Source organism: Fodinibius halophilus, from assembly GCF_011059105.1.
Classification (GTDB): Bacteria; Bacteroidota; Rhodothermia; order Balneolales; family Balneolaceae; genus Fodinibius; species Fodinibius halophilus.
Window position 1 is genome coordinate 23525 of the sequence record NZ_JAALLS010000001.1, and the last position, 18739, is coordinate 42263.

Consider the following 18739-nt stretch of genomic DNA (forward strand, 5'->3'; position numbering starts at 1 on the left):
CCGGTCATCTTAAAACGACTTTGAAATAATTGATAGGTAAAAAAGAAAGTATAATGATTGATCTCAGAAGTGATACCGTAACCACCCCGACAACTGAAATGCGTGAGGCAATGGTAGAAGCCGAGGTCGGGGATGATGTATTTGGAGAAGACCCCACCGTAAATAACCTGGAGCAAAAAGTAGCATCGCTGTTTGGGTTTGAGGCCGGCCTTTTTGTACCAAGCGGTACCATGGCAAACCAGTTGAGTCTCAATGTACTTACCAACCAAGGTGATGAAGTACTAATTGATAAGACGGGGCACATTTTCAATTATGAATCCACGGCAGCCGCTCATCTTTCTTCGGTATTGCTGAAAACGTTGGAAGGGCATAGGGGCAAACTTTCTGTTGAGCTGTTGAACGATAATGTAAGGGGAACTCATGATTGGGATCCCAATACCAAGGTTATTTCACTGGAAAATACCACTAATAAGGGAGGCGGGTGTTGTTACACAGAAGACGAGCTCAATGAAATTCGTGAATTCGCAGATACTAATGATTTAAAAGTCCATTTGGATGGAGCGCGACTCTGGAATGCTATGACGGCAACCGGAACGGATCCCCAATTCTACAGTTCGATTGCTGATACATTATCGGTCTGCTTTAGCAAAGGGCTTGGGGCACCTGTTGGGTCGATGGTTTTATCATCCCAAAAAAATATTAACACTGCCCGTAGAATGCGAAAAATGTGGGGCGGGGGGATGCGCCAAATCGGGCTCTTAGCCGCTGCGGCAGACCACGCCATAGAATATCACTATCCTCTGCTAGAGGAGGATCACCGGCGGGCTAAGGAGCTGGCCCGGACCATTGATAATTGTAGTCAGCTTGCTATAGATATCGAGTCGGTGGAGACAAATATTCTCATTTTCGATGTAAAGGAGGGAACTGCTGAATCAGTTATTCCAGTCCTGGAAGAAGAAGGCGTCCGAATTGTCCCTTTTGGCCCGCAAACGCTCAGGGCTACTTTTCATTTTCAGGTTACGGATGAGGATCTGGAAAAAGTGAAGGCGACCTTCAAAGAGCAATTTTCCTAAACGACGGTAGGATAACAGTTATTTAAGCTTGTCATCATTGGTGTAGGTTTTCCACAGGGGGTGGTCTCTGTCGACATATTCCATCTGCATAGTCTCAAAAGCTCTCAACTCAAGCTTAATATAGGGACTTATGGCTTTAAGAAAGCTCCAAAACCATCCCTTGCCAACGGTGCCGCTAATCTCTTTTCGGTAGGCTTCAACTGCTTTGTCGAGGTGCATTTGCCCTTTAAAGGGAGGTTGGTAATACAGGTTTTTTCTTGGTACCCCATGAGTTCCCATCTGCGTTAGTGACCCACCAGTAGTAGAACGGTCCAAAGATTGATCTAACATTTCAATACGAGAGGAGTCCGGATTTTCTCTAATCTGGATGCGAGTTGTGTCCGTTTCTTGGGCTAGGCTAAAGAGAGGCCACAGGCACAACAGCAAAGCTGATAACAGTATATAAAAAGCAGTTTTCCTGTTTGTGAGATCCAAGGTGATATGAAAAATCAATTAATTTTAAATACTATAACTGATAAACATTCAGTTTGTTTTATGAGATGATACATTTTTTTTGATGGAGGCAATGAGCACCTCGGCAAGAGTGGTTAAGTCTTCTTTACTAATAGTGAGGGGCGGCACTAAACGGATTATGTTGCCTTGCGTGCAGTTTGATAGAACACCGAGCTGCATCATCTCTTCTACTACTTGTCTTCCGTCAAATGAGAGTTCAACCCCAATCATCAAGCCTTTACCCCGAATGTCAGTGACTTCGATAATTCCTGCACTTAGTTCAACAAGCAGATTTTTGAGAAAGCTACCTTTTTGGGCTGCCTGTTTAGTTAAGTTATCATCTATCACTGTGTTTAAAGCAGCGAGAGAGGCAGCACAAGCCAGGGGGTTGCCCCCGTAGGTACTGCCATGATCGCCATAGCTCAGCGTTTCAGCCACTTTATCACTGCAAACCATTGCCCCAATTGGGAAGCCGCCGCCCATTGCTTTGGCCAAACCGATAATGTCCGGCTGTATGCCATAATGTTCAAATCCAAACATCTTTCCTGTCCGGGCAATGCCAGTTTGCACCTCATCTACAATAAGCAGAGCATCATGAGTGTTGCAAAGCTCTTCTACCTTATCCATAAATGGTTGTGAGGCTACATGCAGACCACCCGAGCCCTGAATGGATTCAATAACAACTCCGAGGGTTTGGTTATCAAAAGCATCGTCCAGGGCTTCCAGGTTATTCATGGGAATCTCTTTAAAGCCCTGTAGTAGCGGGTCATAGCCTTTGGAGTACTTATCCATACCCATGGATACCGTTGCCATAGTACGGCCGTGGAAGGCATTGCTTATGGTTATGAGAGGACCATTTTTTTGATGGGCACGTGCATACCGACGAGCAGACTTCAGGCAGGCTTCCATAGCTTCCCCACCGCTGTTGCAGATGAAACCGCGATCTAACTCTGATAGCTCGGCCAAAAGTTCCAGCAGTTGCGCCTGAGGTTTACTGTAATAGAAGTTGGAGATATGCATCAGCTTTTCGACCTGTTCTTGCACGGCTTCTACCACATTGGGATGGCAGTGTCCCAGGCTGTTAACTGCAATACCTGCAAGGGCATCAAGGTATTTGTTGCCTTCGTCATCCCATAGGTAAGAACCGTTACCTTTCACCAGGGTAATAGGAAATCTATTGTAGACAGGAAGATGATATTTTTCTGTTAGTTGCTGGTAGTCCATAAGAAATAAAAATTGATTACTTAGATGGCAAAAAACCATCTAAGCCAGAACACATTTAATGTAGTATTGCATCAGTTAAATCACTGACCAATAGTAATAAAAATTTTAGGGAACTATGAAACTTTACTGATTTACTTGCACATAATTCGAGATTAGAGTAATAAAATTTGAGGACAGAAAAGTTCCGCTTTTTTATTATCAGGGACCTTTGCAAAACCAGGCAGTCATCCTGAATGTAATGAAGGATCTCCCTTTCAACGGCAGCAGATGGATACTGGAGATTCTTCGACAAGCTCAGAATGACGAAATCAAAGGTTTTGCAAAGCCCTCTATCAGTAGTATTAAATGAAATAAAAAAGCACTGAAAATAAGTTCGTTAAAAAGGTGCAAAAAATGTAGTAGCAGGATAAAATATTTACGTCAAAAAAAGTGATGCTGTTGGATGGTTTTAACAAATGGAATGAATGGAAAAAACACAGTGACAGATGGTTTTTTTGAGGAGCTAAAAAAGAGTAAAAAGAAACGAAAAGGGCAGGGGGTAATAGTAATCATTTTGTTAGTCTATGTTGCCTTTTAATAGAGAAATTTTGAGTAAAATTGGAAGAGGATAAAACTGTAAAATAAGTGGGTATGGTGCGTAATTTTAAAAGGCTAATTAATGAAATAAGAAACGGAGGTTTTTACTGATAGGTAAAGCTGAAAGAGTGCAAGTAACTGGTTGATAAGGAATAGTAATTGACCGAGGTGGGGAGGGGGATATTGTGGAAGACTGACAGGAAAAAGCAGAATGGTTAACAGTTCCATAAAAGAAATAGTTGGACGAGAAATTTTTAAGAATGGTATGGAATAGGGTGGAGACTAGGTTCAAAAAGAGAAAATAATAGGTAGTAATTTCTCTTTTGGCATTTTGTCAGTCAAATAAAGAGCTAAGTATGAAAAACAGGTTGTTTTGTGTGTAATTTATTGTATGCCAATGGGTTACAGTTTTCTATATAAAAATTTTAGTGAAAGGAAGGTTTTATACGCTGTGAGCGCAATAATAATATTTGTCAATATCCATTTTTTAAGTACGGGATTGCATGCTAATATATTGCGCCACAATAATTTATAGGTATTGGTTAACTACTGGTGTTTCTTTTTAAGAAAGGAGTTTATGTGCCGGACTTAAATAAATTAGGAGGCTAGGAATGGTATCTTGAAGATGTAAGTTTAGTTTTGGTTTTATATTTATGTAAGTCGATTAAAATCAATGGGTTATAGTAATTTATGTATTGGTTGTTTGGTTACGATCAGGTCGGTTACCATTGCCTAAATAAATTAGGTTCACCCCTTATTTTTTGAGTTAGGACAATTTTACATGATAAATAAAAAGTTATTAAAATATTGTTATGCAATAATTTACAGCTATCAAGTAGAATAATAATAGTATTGAAGGGCAAGTTTTGGGCAGGATGGGACGGGGGCGGCTGAGTTTTCATCTAAAAAGAAAGGCTGTCGACCGATAAGCCGACAGCCTAAACTGGAATGGTAAAAGTGATATTGTTAAGTAATCCAATTCAAAAAGTTGTCAAATTGAAATATTTAATTAGGCAACAATTTTAATCTACAAGTGACAATCCGATGCGGCCGCGTTCGAGGTCGAGTGAGACAATTGTCAACTTTAGAATGTCTCCGACAGCAACAACATCATGAGGGTCTTCAACCTTTCGGTCGGCCATTTTTGAGATGTGTAAGAGGCCGTCTTGTTTCACTCCAATATCAACAAAAGCACCGAAGTCAACAACGTTTCTAACAGTGCCTTCAAGTACTTGTCCTTCGCTTAAATCTTCCATCTTCATGACGTCATCTCGGAGCACCGGTTTGGGTAGAGATTCACGCGGATCGCGACCCGGCTTTTGAAGATTTTCAATGATCAATTCCAGGGTAGGAATTCCGACTTCAATCTGTTCGGCAACCTCTTCTTTATTGATGTTTTTAAGCTTCTCGGAAACGACTTCATTTTGTTCATTTAATTTGTCGAGATCGATCCCAAAAAGGTTGCACAGTTTTTCCGTTGCCTCGTAACTTTCCGGGTGAATTGCGGTGTTATCTAAGGGGTTCTCCGATTCTGGAATTCTCATAAATCCGGCAGCCTGTTGAAAGCGAAATTCTCCCACACCGCGTATATCTTTAATCTCTTCGCGGTCCGAAAAGATGCCTTCATCTTCTCTTCGTTTTACGATGTTTTTGGCAACTCTTTTGCTGAGTCCGGAGATGTGCGAAAGCAGTGGGGCACTGGCTGTATTCAGATTTACTCCCACTTGGTTCACACAACTTTCCACTACGTCATCGAGCGATTGGGCCAGCTGATTTTGATTAACATCGTGCTGGTATAAGCCAACACCAATAGATTTCGGATCAATTTTTACAAGCTCGGCCAGGGGATCGAGTACGCGGCGGGCAATAGAGATGTTTCCTCGCTGCGCTGCTTCCAGATCCGGAAACTCATCAGCAGCTACTTTAGAAGCAGAGTAGACCGAAGCACCGGCCTCGTTGACGATCATATAGTTGAGTTCTTCGTCAGGGTGCTTCTCTTTTCGCTTTTGGATGAAGTTGGCCACTATCTGTTCGGTTTCACGACTGGCCGTGCCGTTACCAATAGCAATAAGATTGACATCATATTTGTCAATATATGTTCGAAATACCTCTTCAGCTTCCGCTACTTTCTTTTGGGGAGGGGTTGGATAGGTTGTTGTGCCCTCAAGGTATTTGCCTGTTTCGTCTACTACGGCAACTTTGCAACCCGAGCGATATGCTGGATCAATACCCATCACCACTTTGTGATCAAGCGGTGGTTGCATAAGCAAATTGGAGAGGTTGGTAGCAAAGGTTTCTATGGCATGTTCATCAGCTTTATCAGTGAGCATATTACGCAATTCGCGCTCCAGAGAAGGGAACAAGAGGCGCTTGTAGGCATCTTCAACGGCATCTTGCAGATGTGGGGTGAAGATACTCATATCATTATTAATCACTACATCATCGATACTTTCGAGGGTTCGATCTTCCCAGAGTTCAACATCCACAAACAGAATATTCTCGCGCTCTCCTCTGTTGATGGCCAGGATCTGGTAGGGCTTTAAGTATTTGGCCTTTTGAGAGAAGTCATAATAATCTTCAAAGTTGGTACGATCCTCAACGGCAGGATTTTTCTCCGTTTTGATAACCGCGTGTTCCTGGAAGATATCGCGTAGTTTCTCGCGGACCTCCGCCGATTCGTTAATCCACTCGGCTACAATATCGAGGGCACCGTCCATGGCATCTTCAGCAGATTCTACTTCGTTTTCATCATCAACGAATTCAGCGGCATGCTCCATCGGGGTACCGCTTTCGATCTCTTGCTCCCAAATTCGCTCGGCAAGTGGCTCCAGCCCTTTCTCCTTGGCCATGTCGCCTTTGGTGCGTCGCTTCGGTTTATAAGGCAAATAGAGATCCTCAAGCGTATTGAGATCGGTGCAAGCTTTTATCTTCTCTTCAAGCTCTTCGGTGAGTTTGTCTTGCTCATCAATGGTCTTGAGGATCGTCTTCTTGCGATCTTCGAGCGTGCGGTGGAATTCCAGTTTGTCGCGGACACTACGGATCTGCTCCTCGTCAAGTCCACCTGTTGCCTCTTGCCGGTAACGGGCCAAAAAGGGTACAGTAGCACCATCATCCAAGAAGTTGGCAACGGATTTTACTTGTTTGGATTTGAGGTTCAGTTCCGAAGCAATACTGCTAAAAATCTGTGATTCTGTCATTCTAGAGATTGGATGTTTGGGGTTGTCGGCTGCACAAAATGTGAAGTAGTTTGATGTTTTAGCAGCCCTTCAATGAAAATGTTTGAGTTATACTGTTAGCATCAGCAATTAAAATACACAATATTTATTCTGATTTCTGCATGCTGAGGCCTATATTTTGCATGGAGAAAATAATCACATAAAGCCTTTATGTACACATGAATTTTGATCTTGATACGATTCACCGGGCAGCTATAGAAATCGCCAAAAACGGTGGTGACCATACGTTAAATTATTTCAACCGTTCTTTTGATGTGGAGCGCAAAGCAGATGATTCTCCGGTAACGGTAGCAGATCGGGAGGCAGAATCGATAATGAGAGAGAATATTGCCAACCAGTTTCCGGACCATGGTATTGTGGGCGAAGAGCACGGGAAAGATAATGAAGAGAGTAGCGTACAGTGGATTTTAGATCCTATTGACGGCACCAAGTCGTTTATCCATGGTGTGCCACTTTATACTACTTTAATTGGTGTTGTTGTGGATGATGAGCCGGTCGTAGGAGTTATTTATGCCCCGGCTCTGGATGAGCTTTGTGATGCTGCTCAAGGTAAAGGTGCCCGTCTTAACGGCGAAGAATGTCGTGTTCGGTCATGTGATGATCTTGCTAAGGCCAGCTTTATGAGCACCGATGCTTATACAGCAGCTGAGTTTGATTATGGAGATGCTTTTAATGAACTGCTTGATAAAAGCCGTATCCACCGAACCTGGGGCGATGCCTATGGACATATGCTTGTGGCTACCGGTCGAGCCGATTTGATGTTTGATCCTATTTTAAATATTTGGGATGCTGCGCCCCTGTTAACGATTCTGCGAGAGGCGGGAGGGATTTTTTCTGATACCGATGGTAATGAAACCATCCAGTCGGGGAACGGCTTTTCGTGCAGTCGAGAACTGCTACCGGATGTACTAGAGGTTTTTGAAAAGAATACCTAATGGGCAGGTTTGATAGTTGATTCTCAATATTAAACCAATAACCAACTAACTGATCTTTCCCAAGCTTTCGCCCCAGCCCCCCGTTTTTAAACCCCTATTAAAAGCAATGTCACTGCGCCGTGCCCCGTTTTACGGGGAGGGACTTCGGTGATTGTTCGGAAGACCGCGGCAGTCTCCTATTCTTAGCTTGCGAAGTGCGCCGAAGCCATACCTTCACTCAAAAACTTCGACAGCGTTCAGGTCGGCGTAGGTGTTCGTAGGACCTAAAGGGGATCCTTTAACCCATCGAGTAGCTATGTCAAGGAGATCGCCGCGTTTCGTTTCACTTCTCTCGCGATGACAGGCGTTGATAGGGCAAGAAAGAGTCCTTCTTGTGGCTGTAACGCAGATGGTACTGCCAACGTAAACCGAAGGAGGTGCAGCTATGCGCCTCGAAGTTTTAACGTAGTGGTGGAGAATGATCACTTCACATTTCATTTATAGCGCGAGCGTCTCGCTCGTGCTATGTTGCCTTATGAATTACCGCTAGACCTTGCTCAACGGGTACACGGTCAGGGATGACCGTGCTACATTAGAGTGCCCGATAAGGCGTAATCAATCTCCCACTACTACGCAGAAGGCTTTGTAGAGCAAGCTAAATCCCTCTCCTCCACCTGTACACCGAAACTTCAGTGTAGGTGTAAGAGGGACTTTATTAGATGCTCCTTTCATGCATTAAAATCTGCTTCTTGAAATCTTGCGTTCCTCCTTGTGGCTATAACCATGATAGGTTTAGGAATGTGAACTGAAGGAGGAGCAGCTATGCGCCTCGAAGTTTCAACGTAGTGGCGGAGGATGATTACTTTAATTTTACTTATAAGGTGAGCGTCCCGTCCGTGCTATATTAATTTATGATTTGCCACAGGAGTTGTTTAATGGGCATACGGTCAAGGATGACCGTGCTACATTATAGTGCCCGATAAGGCGTAATCAATCTCCCACTACTACGCACAAGGCTTTGTTGAGCAAGCTAAATCCCTCTTCTCCACCTGCACACCGAAACTTCAGTGTAGGGGTAAGAGGGACTTTATTAGATGCTCCTTTCATGCATTGAAACGATATAAGGAGACTCTAATTACTCAGCTGACGGACAGAATGGCATCACTTTTGTTAGATAAACAGCGGAGACTCCCCGGTCTATTTTATAGCTATATTAGTTGGAAATACTGATTCTGAATTCTGAATCCTGAGTTTTGAATTCAGAATTCTCACGGTGCTCAAAATAACAAGCCGGGGAGTCTCCCAAGTCTCTTTTGGGTATTCTTGCACTATTAAGCATCAGCGGGTGGCATAGTGCCAAAAATTCGGTCCCATAGGGTGGTTGAGATACCAAATGCTTTTTCAGGATATTTGTAGTGATGCAGCGAGTGGTGCCTGTACTGCGATTTAAGAAAAGAGGGGACCGGCGGTGTGTGGGTTAGATAGTGGATACGTGTATATAGTAAATAACCTGTTACGAAACCGGGCATAAAAATATAGGCGTAGTTTCCTAGGAGAAGTAAGAAGAAGCCGTATAAGAGAGCAATAATCATGAGGCCGGGTACCGGAGGCATAATAATGCGATCCTTATCACGGGGATATTCATGGTGAATACCATGGAACGTATAGGCTAGCTTGGAAGCAATTTTTGAGTTGGGAAAGTATTCATCGATGTGGAATAAGTACCGATGGGCAAAATACTCAAAGAACGTCCAGAAAAAGATGGCACCGAAATATATTAAGCCGCCAACCCAAAAAGAATTGACCACCTGCATTTGCCAGCCAATTACCAATAAGGTAATAACAGCTAACGTATAAATAATTGCTGAAATGTATGGCGGCGATTTTGTTAATGGTTCTAAGAACGAGTTTTCAAAAATATGACCTTGACCTTCTTCTTTAATTTCTCTGTGCATAGCTTAGAATATTTTTTTGAATAGTTGCTTTATGAGTATAAATAAACAAACTCACATTATCTCAAGTTTCTGCTAGACCTTCTCTTTTCGAACTTTGTTCAGTATGCATAATTGAATAATTCCAGTGATCAAATGCAAATTTCCATCTCCTGTTTATTTTGGCTAAGTCGTTATCCCTGTAGGTATAATCTGATGATTTTCCGCTCTCTTTTTGACTTAAAAACTGCTCAAATTCGGGCTTTGCAGTATTTAATCCAGAGATCTCTAACTGTTCATAAACTTTTGATAATTCCTTAATTGGGTCTGTAATAAAGTGTTCAAACCTGATTTCTGCAAGTTGGTTCGTGGGCACCATGCCTTTCTGTTCAATATAACGAGACATCAACTTTTCATAGACCGCAATAATAGCTTCTTCCCTCTCTTTTTTACTGTAATCCTGCAGGGCTAGATTATCCAGCAAGGTATTCCATAACTTTTTGCTTGAATAAAAAACATCATAGGGATTGCGGTGGATGAAAATAAACTTTGCATCGGGATAGAGCTCCAAGAGTTTATCAATACGACAACTATTTCCCGGGCTTTTAATAAGCAGTTGACGACCATCATTTTTTAAAGAGGTCTTTTGTATGAGGTGCCGGTAATCGCGTTTCCATTGTTGGATTTCTTGGTCTGTTGCTGTTTCAAAAAACAGGTATTTATTAAAATAGTGCCATGCTTCTTGAGGGAATATATGTCCCCAGTGTAGGCTGGTAGGAGAGATCATGGTTGTGAGGGCAATTTCAATCTCACTGGGGCTATCCAGCTCAAGGTTTATTGACATGTTTTGAGCGTCACGAATGAGGCTGAGCGTTTGGGGTATCTTGTTGACCAGTGATTTTAACATATGTTCAGATCCCAAAAAGGTATCCGGAAATACAACCTGGAATTTATTCATATACCCGAATTGGGGATCCTGGCTTAACAGGTACTGTAAAAAGCTGGTTCCACTCCGCCAATGACCAATAATAAAAATGGGATCTTTGGTCAGGGAATGGGTATTAATCGCTTCCGAAAAGCGAAGTCGCTCGTAGAGTCGGAAAGGTTCTTGAATAAGAAGTTTAAGATAAAAGGCAGAAATTCTGCCAAAATTATCTGAAGAGAACCCATCATTTGCTTTTATTTGCCTGGTAAGATGTTGAATGGGGTGTTTTCGTGAGCTCATTACAATGGATTGTTACGTAATTCCACTTATTTTATTGAGTTCATAAAAAAATGTTTTCTTACAAACTTGCCAATATGGTTTCTTTGACAAATAATAATCTACGACAATAGCATAATCAAAAAAGGCATTAGTAACGAATTGGTTATTGAACTTATTAAAGCAGTAAAACATGAATGTTGATATTAGAGGGTGGACCTTTACGCACTGGTGGGTTCGTCCGGTAGTAAAAGTGTGGTTTGAAACCTATCACAAATCTGTTACTTATTCCGGTGTCGAGCATATTAATTGGGACAAACCCATTATTTTTGCGCCATCTCACCAGAATGCATTTTCGGATGCGCTTTGCCTGATATTACCAACGAAATACACCAATAATAGATTTATTTATCCGCTTATTAGGGCTGATGCATTTGGAAAAAACACGGCAATAGACTGGATTTTGACCGCTTTTCATATGCTCCCCGTCTATCGTCCCAGGGATCGGGTAAACCTGAAGGAGCAGAATGAGTCGGTCTTTGGAGATTGTTATGATATTTTGGCGAAAAATAGAAATCTACTCATTCATCCCGAAGGCAATTGTATTCCTAAAAAGAAGGTAGGGCGCTTTAAAAAAGGATTGGCCCGAATTGCTTTAGGGGCAGAAAAAAGACATAATTTTGATTTGGGAGTAACGGTAATACCGGTGGGCATTAACTATCGCCAAATAACGGAGGCCCGTAAAGGAATTCACGTAGAATTTGGTAAAGCAGTTCCTGTGAGTCAATTTGAGGAGAGCTATAGAGAACATGAGGCAACGGCAATTACGGATTTAACTCGCAGGGTAGAGGAGGCCGTGAGGGCAGTGACGGTAGATTACAATTCGGTTGAATATCAACTTGCCGAGCAGGTTGTGCAGTTGAAAAAGCAAAGTACTGCTGAAATAGATGTAACAGAGGGGTATAGTAGCAAAGAGGTAGAACTTGAAAAAGAAGTGATCGATGATTTAACGAACAATCTGTCTGGAAAAGAGAATCTCTTGAAGAGTACAAAACAGAATATGGCTAAGCTGCGTGATGAACTGGATAAGCAGCACATAAACTTTAACTATTCACTGGTGGATAAACATTCAGTCAGGCGCCTTTTGGCCGAGGGTATAGGTTTTATTATTGCCTTACCCCTGTTTTTATATGGAGCAATTAACAATATAGTACCCTGGCTATTGATTCATGCGTTTGCAAATGCTATTGAGGAGAAACAGTTTATAAGTTCAGCCCGAATGTTAATGGGACTTCTTACATTTCCTCTTTTTTATTTAGCGCAGGGTGCTGTTTGTTGGGGTGCTACAGGAAGCTTGTGGTGGACGGTAGCTTATATGGTATCGCTGCCATTTTCCGGTATCCTGAGCCTGAATTTGTATGAAAAATGGAAAGATTGGAAGCAGCAGATCCGGCTAAAACTGCCTTCCAAAGCTACCAACGACAAAATATCAGGATTGATAGCAAAGGTTCTTAATCCCTCGAAGAGCAATTCTGCTGCTAAGCCTTTAACGGACTCGGCTCAGTCGTAAAAACTGGAGCATCCATTTTGGGATCGGTTTCTCCGGGGCTTTATTTCGTACATCCATATACCAACCTACACTTTTCAAAATGGGCAGCTTATGAGTCTCAACAAACTCAATAAGGGTTCCGTCGGGATCTTCAATATAGCTAAACCGGCCGGCAGCTTCTCCCATATCAAATGAATTTTTACTGTCTACCGTAAATTCAAATCCTTTTTCTTCGCACTCTTGTTTCAGTTGGTCCATTCCTTTGATATCAAAGCAAAGGTGGATGAAGCCGAGATCGCCCCAGTATCGATCTCTAAAAATCTTGCGGGGCTCCCGGTTTTGAACTTCTACAAGTTCTATTTTGCTGGGACCCAGAAGTTGGGAGAATGAACCCTTACGCGGTTTTCTGTGACTTAAAAGCACACGTCGTATCTTTTGGGAGCCTCCGTTGAGAGGAGCCAAATCGTCAAAAGTACCGGTTTCATCATATTCTACTTGGTCATATTCCAGGATATCTCTATAGAGGCTAAGTGAATGGTCAATATCAGAAACTCCAATCATACAGCCGGCAATGCCTCCCGTATGATATTTGCCATTCGAAAACCATGAGTTACCACTTACAATCTGGAAGATGAGGCCATGAGGATCTTTGACAAAGAAATGGGGTGCTCCTGATGGGTCTTCCTTGATATCAGTTATAATATTGACATCTTGAGACTGTAAGAACTCAAAAGTATTCGGCACATCTTTGCATTTTATGCGTGTCCCGAATACTCCCAGATCACCAACCTTAATGTCAAAAGAAGCCGGTTGGGTATCGCGGCTGGTATATTGCCAAACTTCCAGGCCTCCTCCGCCTTGCATATTCATGGCAAGTGTAGCTGAACGACTTTGGACTTTGTCACCGGTATAATTGGTCATCAAATTAGCTTCAGCAGTATCCTGAAACACGCAGATATCCATGCCCAGGTTCTTTCTGTACCAGTCAAATGCTTTTTCTTCGTTGGGGGTACCAACACCAATTTGCTGGATACCACTAATAATTTTTTTCATAAACTGCTTATGATTTGAAATGAGATTCTACTTTTGCCAAGAGCCAAAACAATGTATACCAGTTATAATGGGAGTTAGCCTCGAAGAAAATTAGCTTTATAAATAATATAATTTCTTGGCAGTATCTACAACTTTTCCGATGAGGTGTATGGGGACTGAGAGCTCATTTTTAAATGCTTTTATATAACAAACCATTTTAATTGTGATAGAATATGCTAACTGGTACTTTCAACCCCGGAAATAATACGTTATTACCAATGAGAGAATATTCAGTAATAATTTCTAAGACTAATGTCAGAAATAAGTAGTACACAAAAGCGATGGGCGCTTGCGGCCACTATTATTGGTTCAAGCATGGGCTTTATTAATGGGTCTGTAGTAAATGTAGCATTGCCTGCTATTCAAAGTTCGCTGGATGCCACCGTCTCCGATATGCAATGGGTAATTAGTATCTATACGTTTATCCTTGGTACATTGATTTTAACCGGGGGATCAGCGGGGGATTATTACGGGCGGAAACGAGTATTTGGCACCGGAGTTTTTATTTTCATGCTTGCAACCATTTGGTGTGGATTGGCCCCGGATGTCTATCAACTTATTATTGCCCGAGGGGGGCAGGCAGTGGGAGGTGCCATGATGATCCCCGGTAGCCTGGCCATTTTAACGGATCTTTATGAAGAAGGGAACCGGGGAAAGGCTATAGGCACGTGGTCGGGTTTTTCTGCTCTTGCTACTGCTGCGGGCCCATTATTGGGCGGGGTGCTGGTAGATCAACTCTCATGGCGATTTATTTTTCTGATTAGTGTGCCTATGGCTATAACAGTGCTCATTATTTTAGTTTGGCGTATGCCCGAAAGTAAAGCTGCAGAAGATTCTGGCAAGCCCGACTGGCTAGGGGCATTGCTTGCCACCCTTGGGTTGGGGTTAATCTGTTACGGCCTCATTGAAGCTTCAAAGCTGGGGATTGAGAATGCCATTGTGCTATCAACATTAGGGGTTGGGGTATTAGTGTTTTTTGGTTTTATATGGGTAGAAGTCAGCATTGAAAACCCGATGATGCCCCCTTCTTTATTCAAATCTAAAACGTTTAGCGGAGCAAACCTGATAACGATCTGTTTTTACTTTTCGCTGGCATGCGTATTCTTTCTGTTACCCTTTAATCTAATTCAGGTGCAAGGATATTCGGCAACGGCAGCCGGGGCTGCTTTTATTCCTTTTCCGCTATTGGTGGGAGGGTTATCACGATGGTCGGGCGGTCTGATTGTACGATTTGGAGCACGCCCGTTGCTGGTAGTGGGGCCAATTATAACGAGCCTCGGATTTTTACTGTTAGGGCTTTATGGGACTGGGAGTAGTTATTGGTACAACTTTTTCCCGGGTATATGTTCTCTGGGGCTAGGGATGGCCATCAGTTTTGCACCGCTTAATACCACCGTGATGAGTGCCGTTGATCAATCTAATGCAGGTAAAGCGTCAGGTATCAATAAAGCGATTTCACGACTTTCGGGGATGTTGTCGGTTGCCCTGTTAGGTGCTTTGGCTATTACCATTTTTGGCCAGCAGTTAACCATTAATATGCAACAAAAGGAGATCCCCAAAACGATACAGCAAAAGATGAGTGCTGAAGTACCGAATTTGGCAAAGGCTGATATCCCGCAAGAGGTTTCCGGGGATGTTAAAAAAGAACTGGAAGAAAGTATTAAGGCCTCATTCTTGTATAGCTTTTCTACGATAATGTATATTGCTGCAGCTTTGGTACTTATGGGAGCGTTTGTTTCGGCTACAATGGTACGTTTTAAACCTGACAGCCCCGAATCACTTCCAGATGAAAGAGGAGTTTAATCCCAGGCAACAAAATACTGCCCGGGATAAGGTGATTAATTCATTTCCAGAACGACTCTGAATCGTGCTTCATTATTAATCATACGGTCGTAAGCTTCGTTGGCTTGCTCCAGGGGAAATGTTTCAACTTTTGGAGTTATCTTTTTTAAAGCACTAAAATCAAGGGTGTCTTCCGAAGCTTTGGCATCACCGCTGGGCCAGCCTGTAATAGATTTACGTCCGGTAATAAGCTGCATCGGTGATACTTCAATAGGATCAACGGTGGCAGCCACTACCATAAGTTGCCCGTTCCGCCCCAAACCGTTGACAATATTAGAGATTGCTTTACTGCTTGGAGCAGTGGCTAGAATAAGATCAGCCCCGCCGAGAGATTGTAATTTTTCAACAGCATCTTCGGCTTCCGTATTGATATAGTGATCAGCTCCTAACTCTTTGGCCAGTTCCTTTTTTTGGGATCCACGAGAGAGTGCAACCACCTCGCATCCAAAGTTATGTGCGTATTGTACGCCCAGATGGCCAAGGCCACCGATGCCCTGAACAGCAACAATATCACCGGGTTCCAGGTCGCTGTTACGTAATGCATTAAAGGTAGTGATACCGGCACAGAGCAGGGGAGCGGCTTCCGCTGAATCCAGACTTTCAGGGATCGAGGCCAGGGCACTTTGCGGTGCAGTCATATACTCTGCATAGCCGCCATCGAAATGAATGCCCGTAACTTGCGCATTTTCACAATTAATGAAATCCCCGTTTCGGCAAGCCTCACATTCGTAGCAGTGTCCGCCGTGCCAGCCAACTCCCACGCGTTGGCCGTTGTTCCATGATGAAACCCCGCTGCCTGTTCCTTCAATAGTACCAATAACTTCGTGTCCGGGCACTCGCGGATATTCAATACCGGGGAACGTGCCGTCTTTTACAAAGGCGTCACTGTGGCAAATGCCGCAGGCCTGTACCTTGATTAATACTTCGTTTTTGGACGGGGAGGGGATCTCTTTTTCAACCGCTGTAAAGTCGGCTCCCGGCTGTGTAACTTGCATTGCATTCATACTGCTCATAAATAATATTAATATTCTTAATTAATCTTCTTACTGCCTCGATTAACAGATTTTTTGTGCTAATCATTTGCAGGCCAAGGAACAAAAGCCTTCGATTGCACTTATATTATTTATTCGTGAGGACAACTCTTCTTATATTCTTGTGTTTTAAAAGCAGGAACTCAAAAGTAGTATTATTAATTCAACATTTGATATCGCTCATGCGCAACATTGGTTTTTCATTTCAGTACTTCCGTTCAGCTATCATAGTAGTACTTCTATTATTGATCTTTGGTATTTCCCATAAAGTAGAAGCCCAATCATTTGATTATGAAGCGTACCCTAAACTTGATTTCGATTTTATTAACCTTACCCTTGATTTGGGTATCCAACCACAGAATTTACGGATTGATGGGGCGGCAACCTATGAAGTTGAAGCTAATATTAGTGGAGCAGATACACTTACATTATTTGCTTCTCATATCGATATAAGTTCAGTTTCAGTTGATGGAGAGTCAGCAGATTATTCCTTACATAATGATTCGCTTTTTATTCCCGTAGTTGATTCTGCTGAGATGGGCCAGCGTTTTAATGTGAATATCCGTTATTCAGGCAATCCAAATTTTGGGTTGCTGAAAAACCGGAGTGGAACCGTCTGGACCTCCATGCTTCCAAAAGCTCAGCGGCATTGGGTACCTGTGGTTGATCATCCCAATGTAGAGTTTAAGACTACATTTAATATTGCCGTTCCTTCCGGTTTCCAGCTTTGGGCAACGGGTAAGAAGTTAAAAGAGGAAATGGTATCAGTGGATGTTATGCGATATCAATTTACCTCTGAGGATGACATGCCGGCCTCAAGTCTTGCTTTTACTGTGGGTAAATTCAAGCAGGACTCTACTAAATATGGCGCAAAAAAAATTAACCTTGCGACAGAACAATCGCTTACTGATAGCGTAAACGCTCCGCAGTTGTTAGAGGCAACCCAAAAGTATCTGTCCGACTTGTCGGATCAGTTACAGGTCAGTTATCCCTATAACCAGCTAAATATCATAGTTACGAAAGATCATAATTGGGAGACAAAATCGTGGGGCGCTTCTACGATATTTCTATATCAAAATCGGGGTTCGCTGGAACTACAGCTACTACGTGGTATTATCGGTCAGTGGTTTGGTGAATACCAACGAGTGCAACAGTGGAGTCAGGCTGATGCCCTAACTTTGTATCAGACTATGTTAATAAAGGAGCTGGCAGAAGGCGCTACGACTCTTGATACAACGGAAACCCCTAAGCATACTCTCGCTACTGTATATGATTATTTCGGGATTGCTCGCTGGAATCAATGGCAAAAGGGGATAACAAGCTGGCAAAATGCTTCAATTCATTCATTCATCAAGGCGGAAGCATCTAATCTATTAACTGAACTCGGAAATGTAGTGTCTTGGGATACCTATGCAGATGCCTGGTACCAAGAGATTGGGCAGCCTTTGTTTGAACAACCAGCATTGCAAACTACAAAGAATGCAAAAGGTAATGAACGTTTGCAGGATTTGGTGACATACAAAGTTGATTACGAACTAAATGAAGCTGAGGGACAGTTAAAACTTCGGTTTGAGGCTGTACATGGGGTATACAAGGATCTTGTTACGATTACAGCTGATGAAGTATATCCCAACAAAAAAGAATCAGCGGAAGTGACATTTACAGGCAATGAAGATGCCGTAGTTCTCCAGGTAGATCCTATGATCAGTACGTTACAATTGAACGCTCCCGATCATCCTGAACTTATTTTGGAAGAGTATAAACCGGCGCCATTTCTAATTTATGAATTACGAAATGGAGATACGGTAGAAGAGCGTGCTGCAGCGGCAAAGAAGTTAGGGACTCATGCTGAGAATCCGGATCTGCAGCTGGCAATCAGGGATTTCATGAATAAAGATTTATCCCCAAAAGTTGAGGCTGCTTTGCTTCAGTCGTTAGGTGATATTACCGATGGAGCAGCAGGCACCCAACAGATCTTCCTGGATGCCTTGAAAAGTGAAAATCAAGCGATTAGAGAAGCAGGTTTAATGGCCCTTCAAAACTATAAGGGAACCAGTACGGTAGTGGCGAGCGTGAAATCGGTTGCCCAACGAACAGAGCATCTTGCACTTTTTCAGAAAGCGACACAAGTGCTTACTGCCCTAATGTCAAAAGATCAGTTTGTTGGCTTTACAGAAACCGTGGTTCAGCAAGATTCAGTAGGAAACAGAGCCATATTTGTGATTCAGGAATTAGCTAATATGGGAGCCATAAAAGAGGCTATTGAGAGGGCAGAGCTGTTTATTACTGAGGATTATAGTTATGAAATTCGTCAGCGGGCATTACACTGCCTTATTCAGCACGATCATACGCCCAGCGATTGGCTTAGCAGGGCTCGTGAGTTACTGGAAGATCCTGATCCGCGTATTCGATTTCTCATTGTAGAGGGATTGAGAAAGAACAGAAATAAAGAGATTACCGATTACTTATCGGCATATATACAGGACGAATATGATGCCCGGGTATACCAAAAAATTGGACAGGTCTTAGAGTGAGGCACAAAATATAAAAGTACTGAGCGGTTGATACCACTCAGTAC

The 18739-nt window shown here is 42.7% G+C and carries 13 protein-coding genes; 6 read left to right on the forward strand and 7 right to left on the reverse strand.

Translation table 11 applies throughout. The features are described 5' to 3' along the window. The first annotated feature begins 53 nt into the window (after positions 1-53). On the forward strand, positions 54-1073 hold the full coding sequence (locus G3569_RS00105) for a threonine aldolase family protein (RefSeq protein ID WP_165264825.1): 1020 nt from the start codon (positions 54-56) through the stop codon (positions 1071-1073). 18 nt (positions 1074-1091) lie between these two features. Here G3569_RS00105 and G3569_RS00110 read toward each other — a convergent pair whose 3' ends face one another. Then, positions 1092-1547 carry a hypothetical protein gene (locus tag G3569_RS00110; protein ID WP_205719956.1) on the reverse strand — a complete coding sequence of 152 codons (456 nt, stop codon included), beginning with the start codon at positions 1545-1547 and terminating at the stop codon, positions 1092-1094. A 48-nt stretch (positions 1548-1595) separates the two neighbouring features. Then, positions 1596-2789: an aspartate aminotransferase family protein gene (locus G3569_RS00115; protein ID WP_165264829.1), complete on the reverse strand. Its 1194-nt coding sequence runs from the start codon at positions 2787-2789 to the stop codon at positions 1596-1598. A gap of 208 nt (positions 2790-2997) precedes the next feature. Between G3569_RS00115 and G3569_RS18285 the strand changes: the two genes are divergently transcribed. Further along, positions 2998-3138, forward strand: coding sequence for a hypothetical protein (locus G3569_RS18285; protein WP_205719957.1), 141 nt, complete (start codon positions 2998-3000; stop codon positions 3136-3138). A 1249-nt stretch (positions 3139-4387) separates the two neighbouring features. On the opposite strand, the gene G3569_RS00120 is transcribed toward G3569_RS18285, so the two are convergent. Further along, positions 4388-6562 (reverse strand): Tex family protein, encoded by a 2175-nt coding sequence (locus G3569_RS00120; RefSeq protein WP_165264831.1) that lies wholly within the window; start codon positions 6560-6562, stop codon positions 4388-4390. 197 nt (positions 6563-6759) lie between these two features. Here G3569_RS00120 and G3569_RS00125 point away from each other — a divergent pair, with 197 nt between their 5' ends. After that, entirely contained in the window at positions 6760-7536 is a 777-nt protein-coding gene (locus G3569_RS00125; RefSeq protein WP_165264833.1) for an inositol monophosphatase family protein, read from the forward strand. Between the two features lie 1310 nt (positions 7537-8846). Here G3569_RS00125 and G3569_RS00130 read toward each other — a convergent pair. Both G3569_RS00130 and G3569_RS00135 read right to left on the reverse strand, forming a co-directional pair. Further along, complete coding sequence (locus tag G3569_RS00130) at positions 8847-9470, reverse strand: sterol desaturase family protein (protein WP_165264835.1); 624 nt, start codon at positions 9468-9470, stop codon at positions 8847-8849. Positions 9471-9531: 61 nt separating this feature from the next. After that, positions 9532-10671: a sulfotransferase family protein gene (locus G3569_RS00135; protein ID WP_165264837.1), complete on the reverse strand. Its 1140-nt coding sequence runs from the start codon at positions 10669-10671 to the stop codon at positions 9532-9534. A gap of 169 nt (positions 10672-10840) precedes the next feature. Here G3569_RS00135 and G3569_RS00140 point away from each other — a divergent pair, with 169 nt between their 5' ends. Continuing rightward, positions 10841-12217, forward strand: coding sequence for a 1-acyl-sn-glycerol-3-phosphate acyltransferase (locus G3569_RS00140; RefSeq protein ID WP_165264839.1), 1377 nt, complete (start codon positions 10841-10843; stop codon positions 12215-12217). Here G3569_RS00140 and G3569_RS00145 read toward each other — a convergent pair. Beyond that, positions 12194-13249: a VOC family protein gene (locus G3569_RS00145; RefSeq protein WP_165264841.1), complete on the reverse strand. Its 1056-nt coding sequence runs from the start codon at positions 13247-13249 to the stop codon at positions 12194-12196. The two genes, G3569_RS00140 and G3569_RS00145, sit on opposite strands and share 24 nt — an antisense overlap. A gap of 291 nt (positions 13250-13540) precedes the next feature. Between G3569_RS00145 and G3569_RS00150 the strand changes: the two genes are divergently transcribed. Further along, on the forward strand, positions 13541-15091 hold the full coding sequence (locus G3569_RS00150) for an MFS transporter (RefSeq protein ID WP_165264843.1): 1551 nt from the start codon (positions 13541-13543) through the stop codon (positions 15089-15091). Positions 15092-15126: 35 nt separating this feature from the next. Here the strand turns inward: G3569_RS00150 and G3569_RS00155 are convergent, their stop codons facing one another. Further along, on the reverse strand, positions 15127-16143 hold the full coding sequence (locus G3569_RS00155) for an alcohol dehydrogenase (RefSeq protein ID WP_165264845.1): 1017 nt from the start codon (positions 16141-16143) through the stop codon (positions 15127-15129). Between the two features lie 200 nt (positions 16144-16343). Between G3569_RS00155 and G3569_RS00160 the strand changes: the two genes are divergently transcribed. After that, on the forward strand, positions 16344-18695 hold the full coding sequence (locus G3569_RS00160) for a HEAT repeat domain-containing protein (protein WP_165264847.1): 2352 nt from the start codon (positions 16344-16346) through the stop codon (positions 18693-18695). Positions 18696-18739: the final 44 nt, after the last annotated feature.

What these genes read in the sequence shown, in the direction of transcription:
- G3569_RS00105 (WP_165264825.1), top strand. Translation starts at nt 54, where the DNA reads ATGATTGATCTCAGAAGTGATACCGTAACCACCCCGACAACTGAAATG.
- G3569_RS00115 (WP_165264829.1), bottom strand. Translation starts at nt 2,789, where the DNA reads ATGGACTACCAGCAACTAACAGAAAAATATCATCTTCCTGTCTACAAT.
- G3569_RS00120 (WP_165264831.1), bottom strand. Translation starts at nt 6,562, where the DNA reads ATGACAGAATCACAGATTTTTAGCAGTATTGCTTCGGAACTGAACCTC.
- G3569_RS00125 (WP_165264833.1), top strand. Translation starts at nt 6,760, where the DNA reads ATGAATTTTGATCTTGATACGATTCACCGGGCAGCTATAGAAATCGCC.
- G3569_RS00130 (WP_165264835.1), bottom strand. Translation starts at nt 9,470, where the DNA reads ATGCACAGAGAAATTAAAGAAGAAGGTCAAGGTCATATTTTTGAAAAC.
- G3569_RS00135 (WP_165264837.1), bottom strand. Translation starts at nt 10,671, where the DNA reads ATGAGCTCACGAAAACACCCCATTCAACATCTTACCAGGCAAATAAAA.
- G3569_RS00140 (WP_165264839.1), top strand. Translation starts at nt 10,841, where the DNA reads ATGAATGTTGATATTAGAGGGTGGACCTTTACGCACTGGTGGGTTCGT.
- G3569_RS00145 (WP_165264841.1), bottom strand. Translation starts at nt 13,249, where the DNA reads ATGAAAAAAATTATTAGTGGTATCCAGCAAATTGGTGTTGGTACCCCC.
- G3569_RS00150 (WP_165264843.1), top strand. Translation starts at nt 13,541, where the DNA reads ATGTCAGAAATAAGTAGTACACAAAAGCGATGGGCGCTTGCGGCCACT.
- G3569_RS00155 (WP_165264845.1), bottom strand. Translation starts at nt 16,143, where the DNA reads ATGAGCAGTATGAATGCAATGCAAGTTACACAGCCGGGAGCCGACTTT.
- G3569_RS00160 (WP_165264847.1), top strand. Translation starts at nt 16,344, where the DNA reads ATGCGCAACATTGGTTTTTCATTTCAGTACTTCCGTTCAGCTATCATA.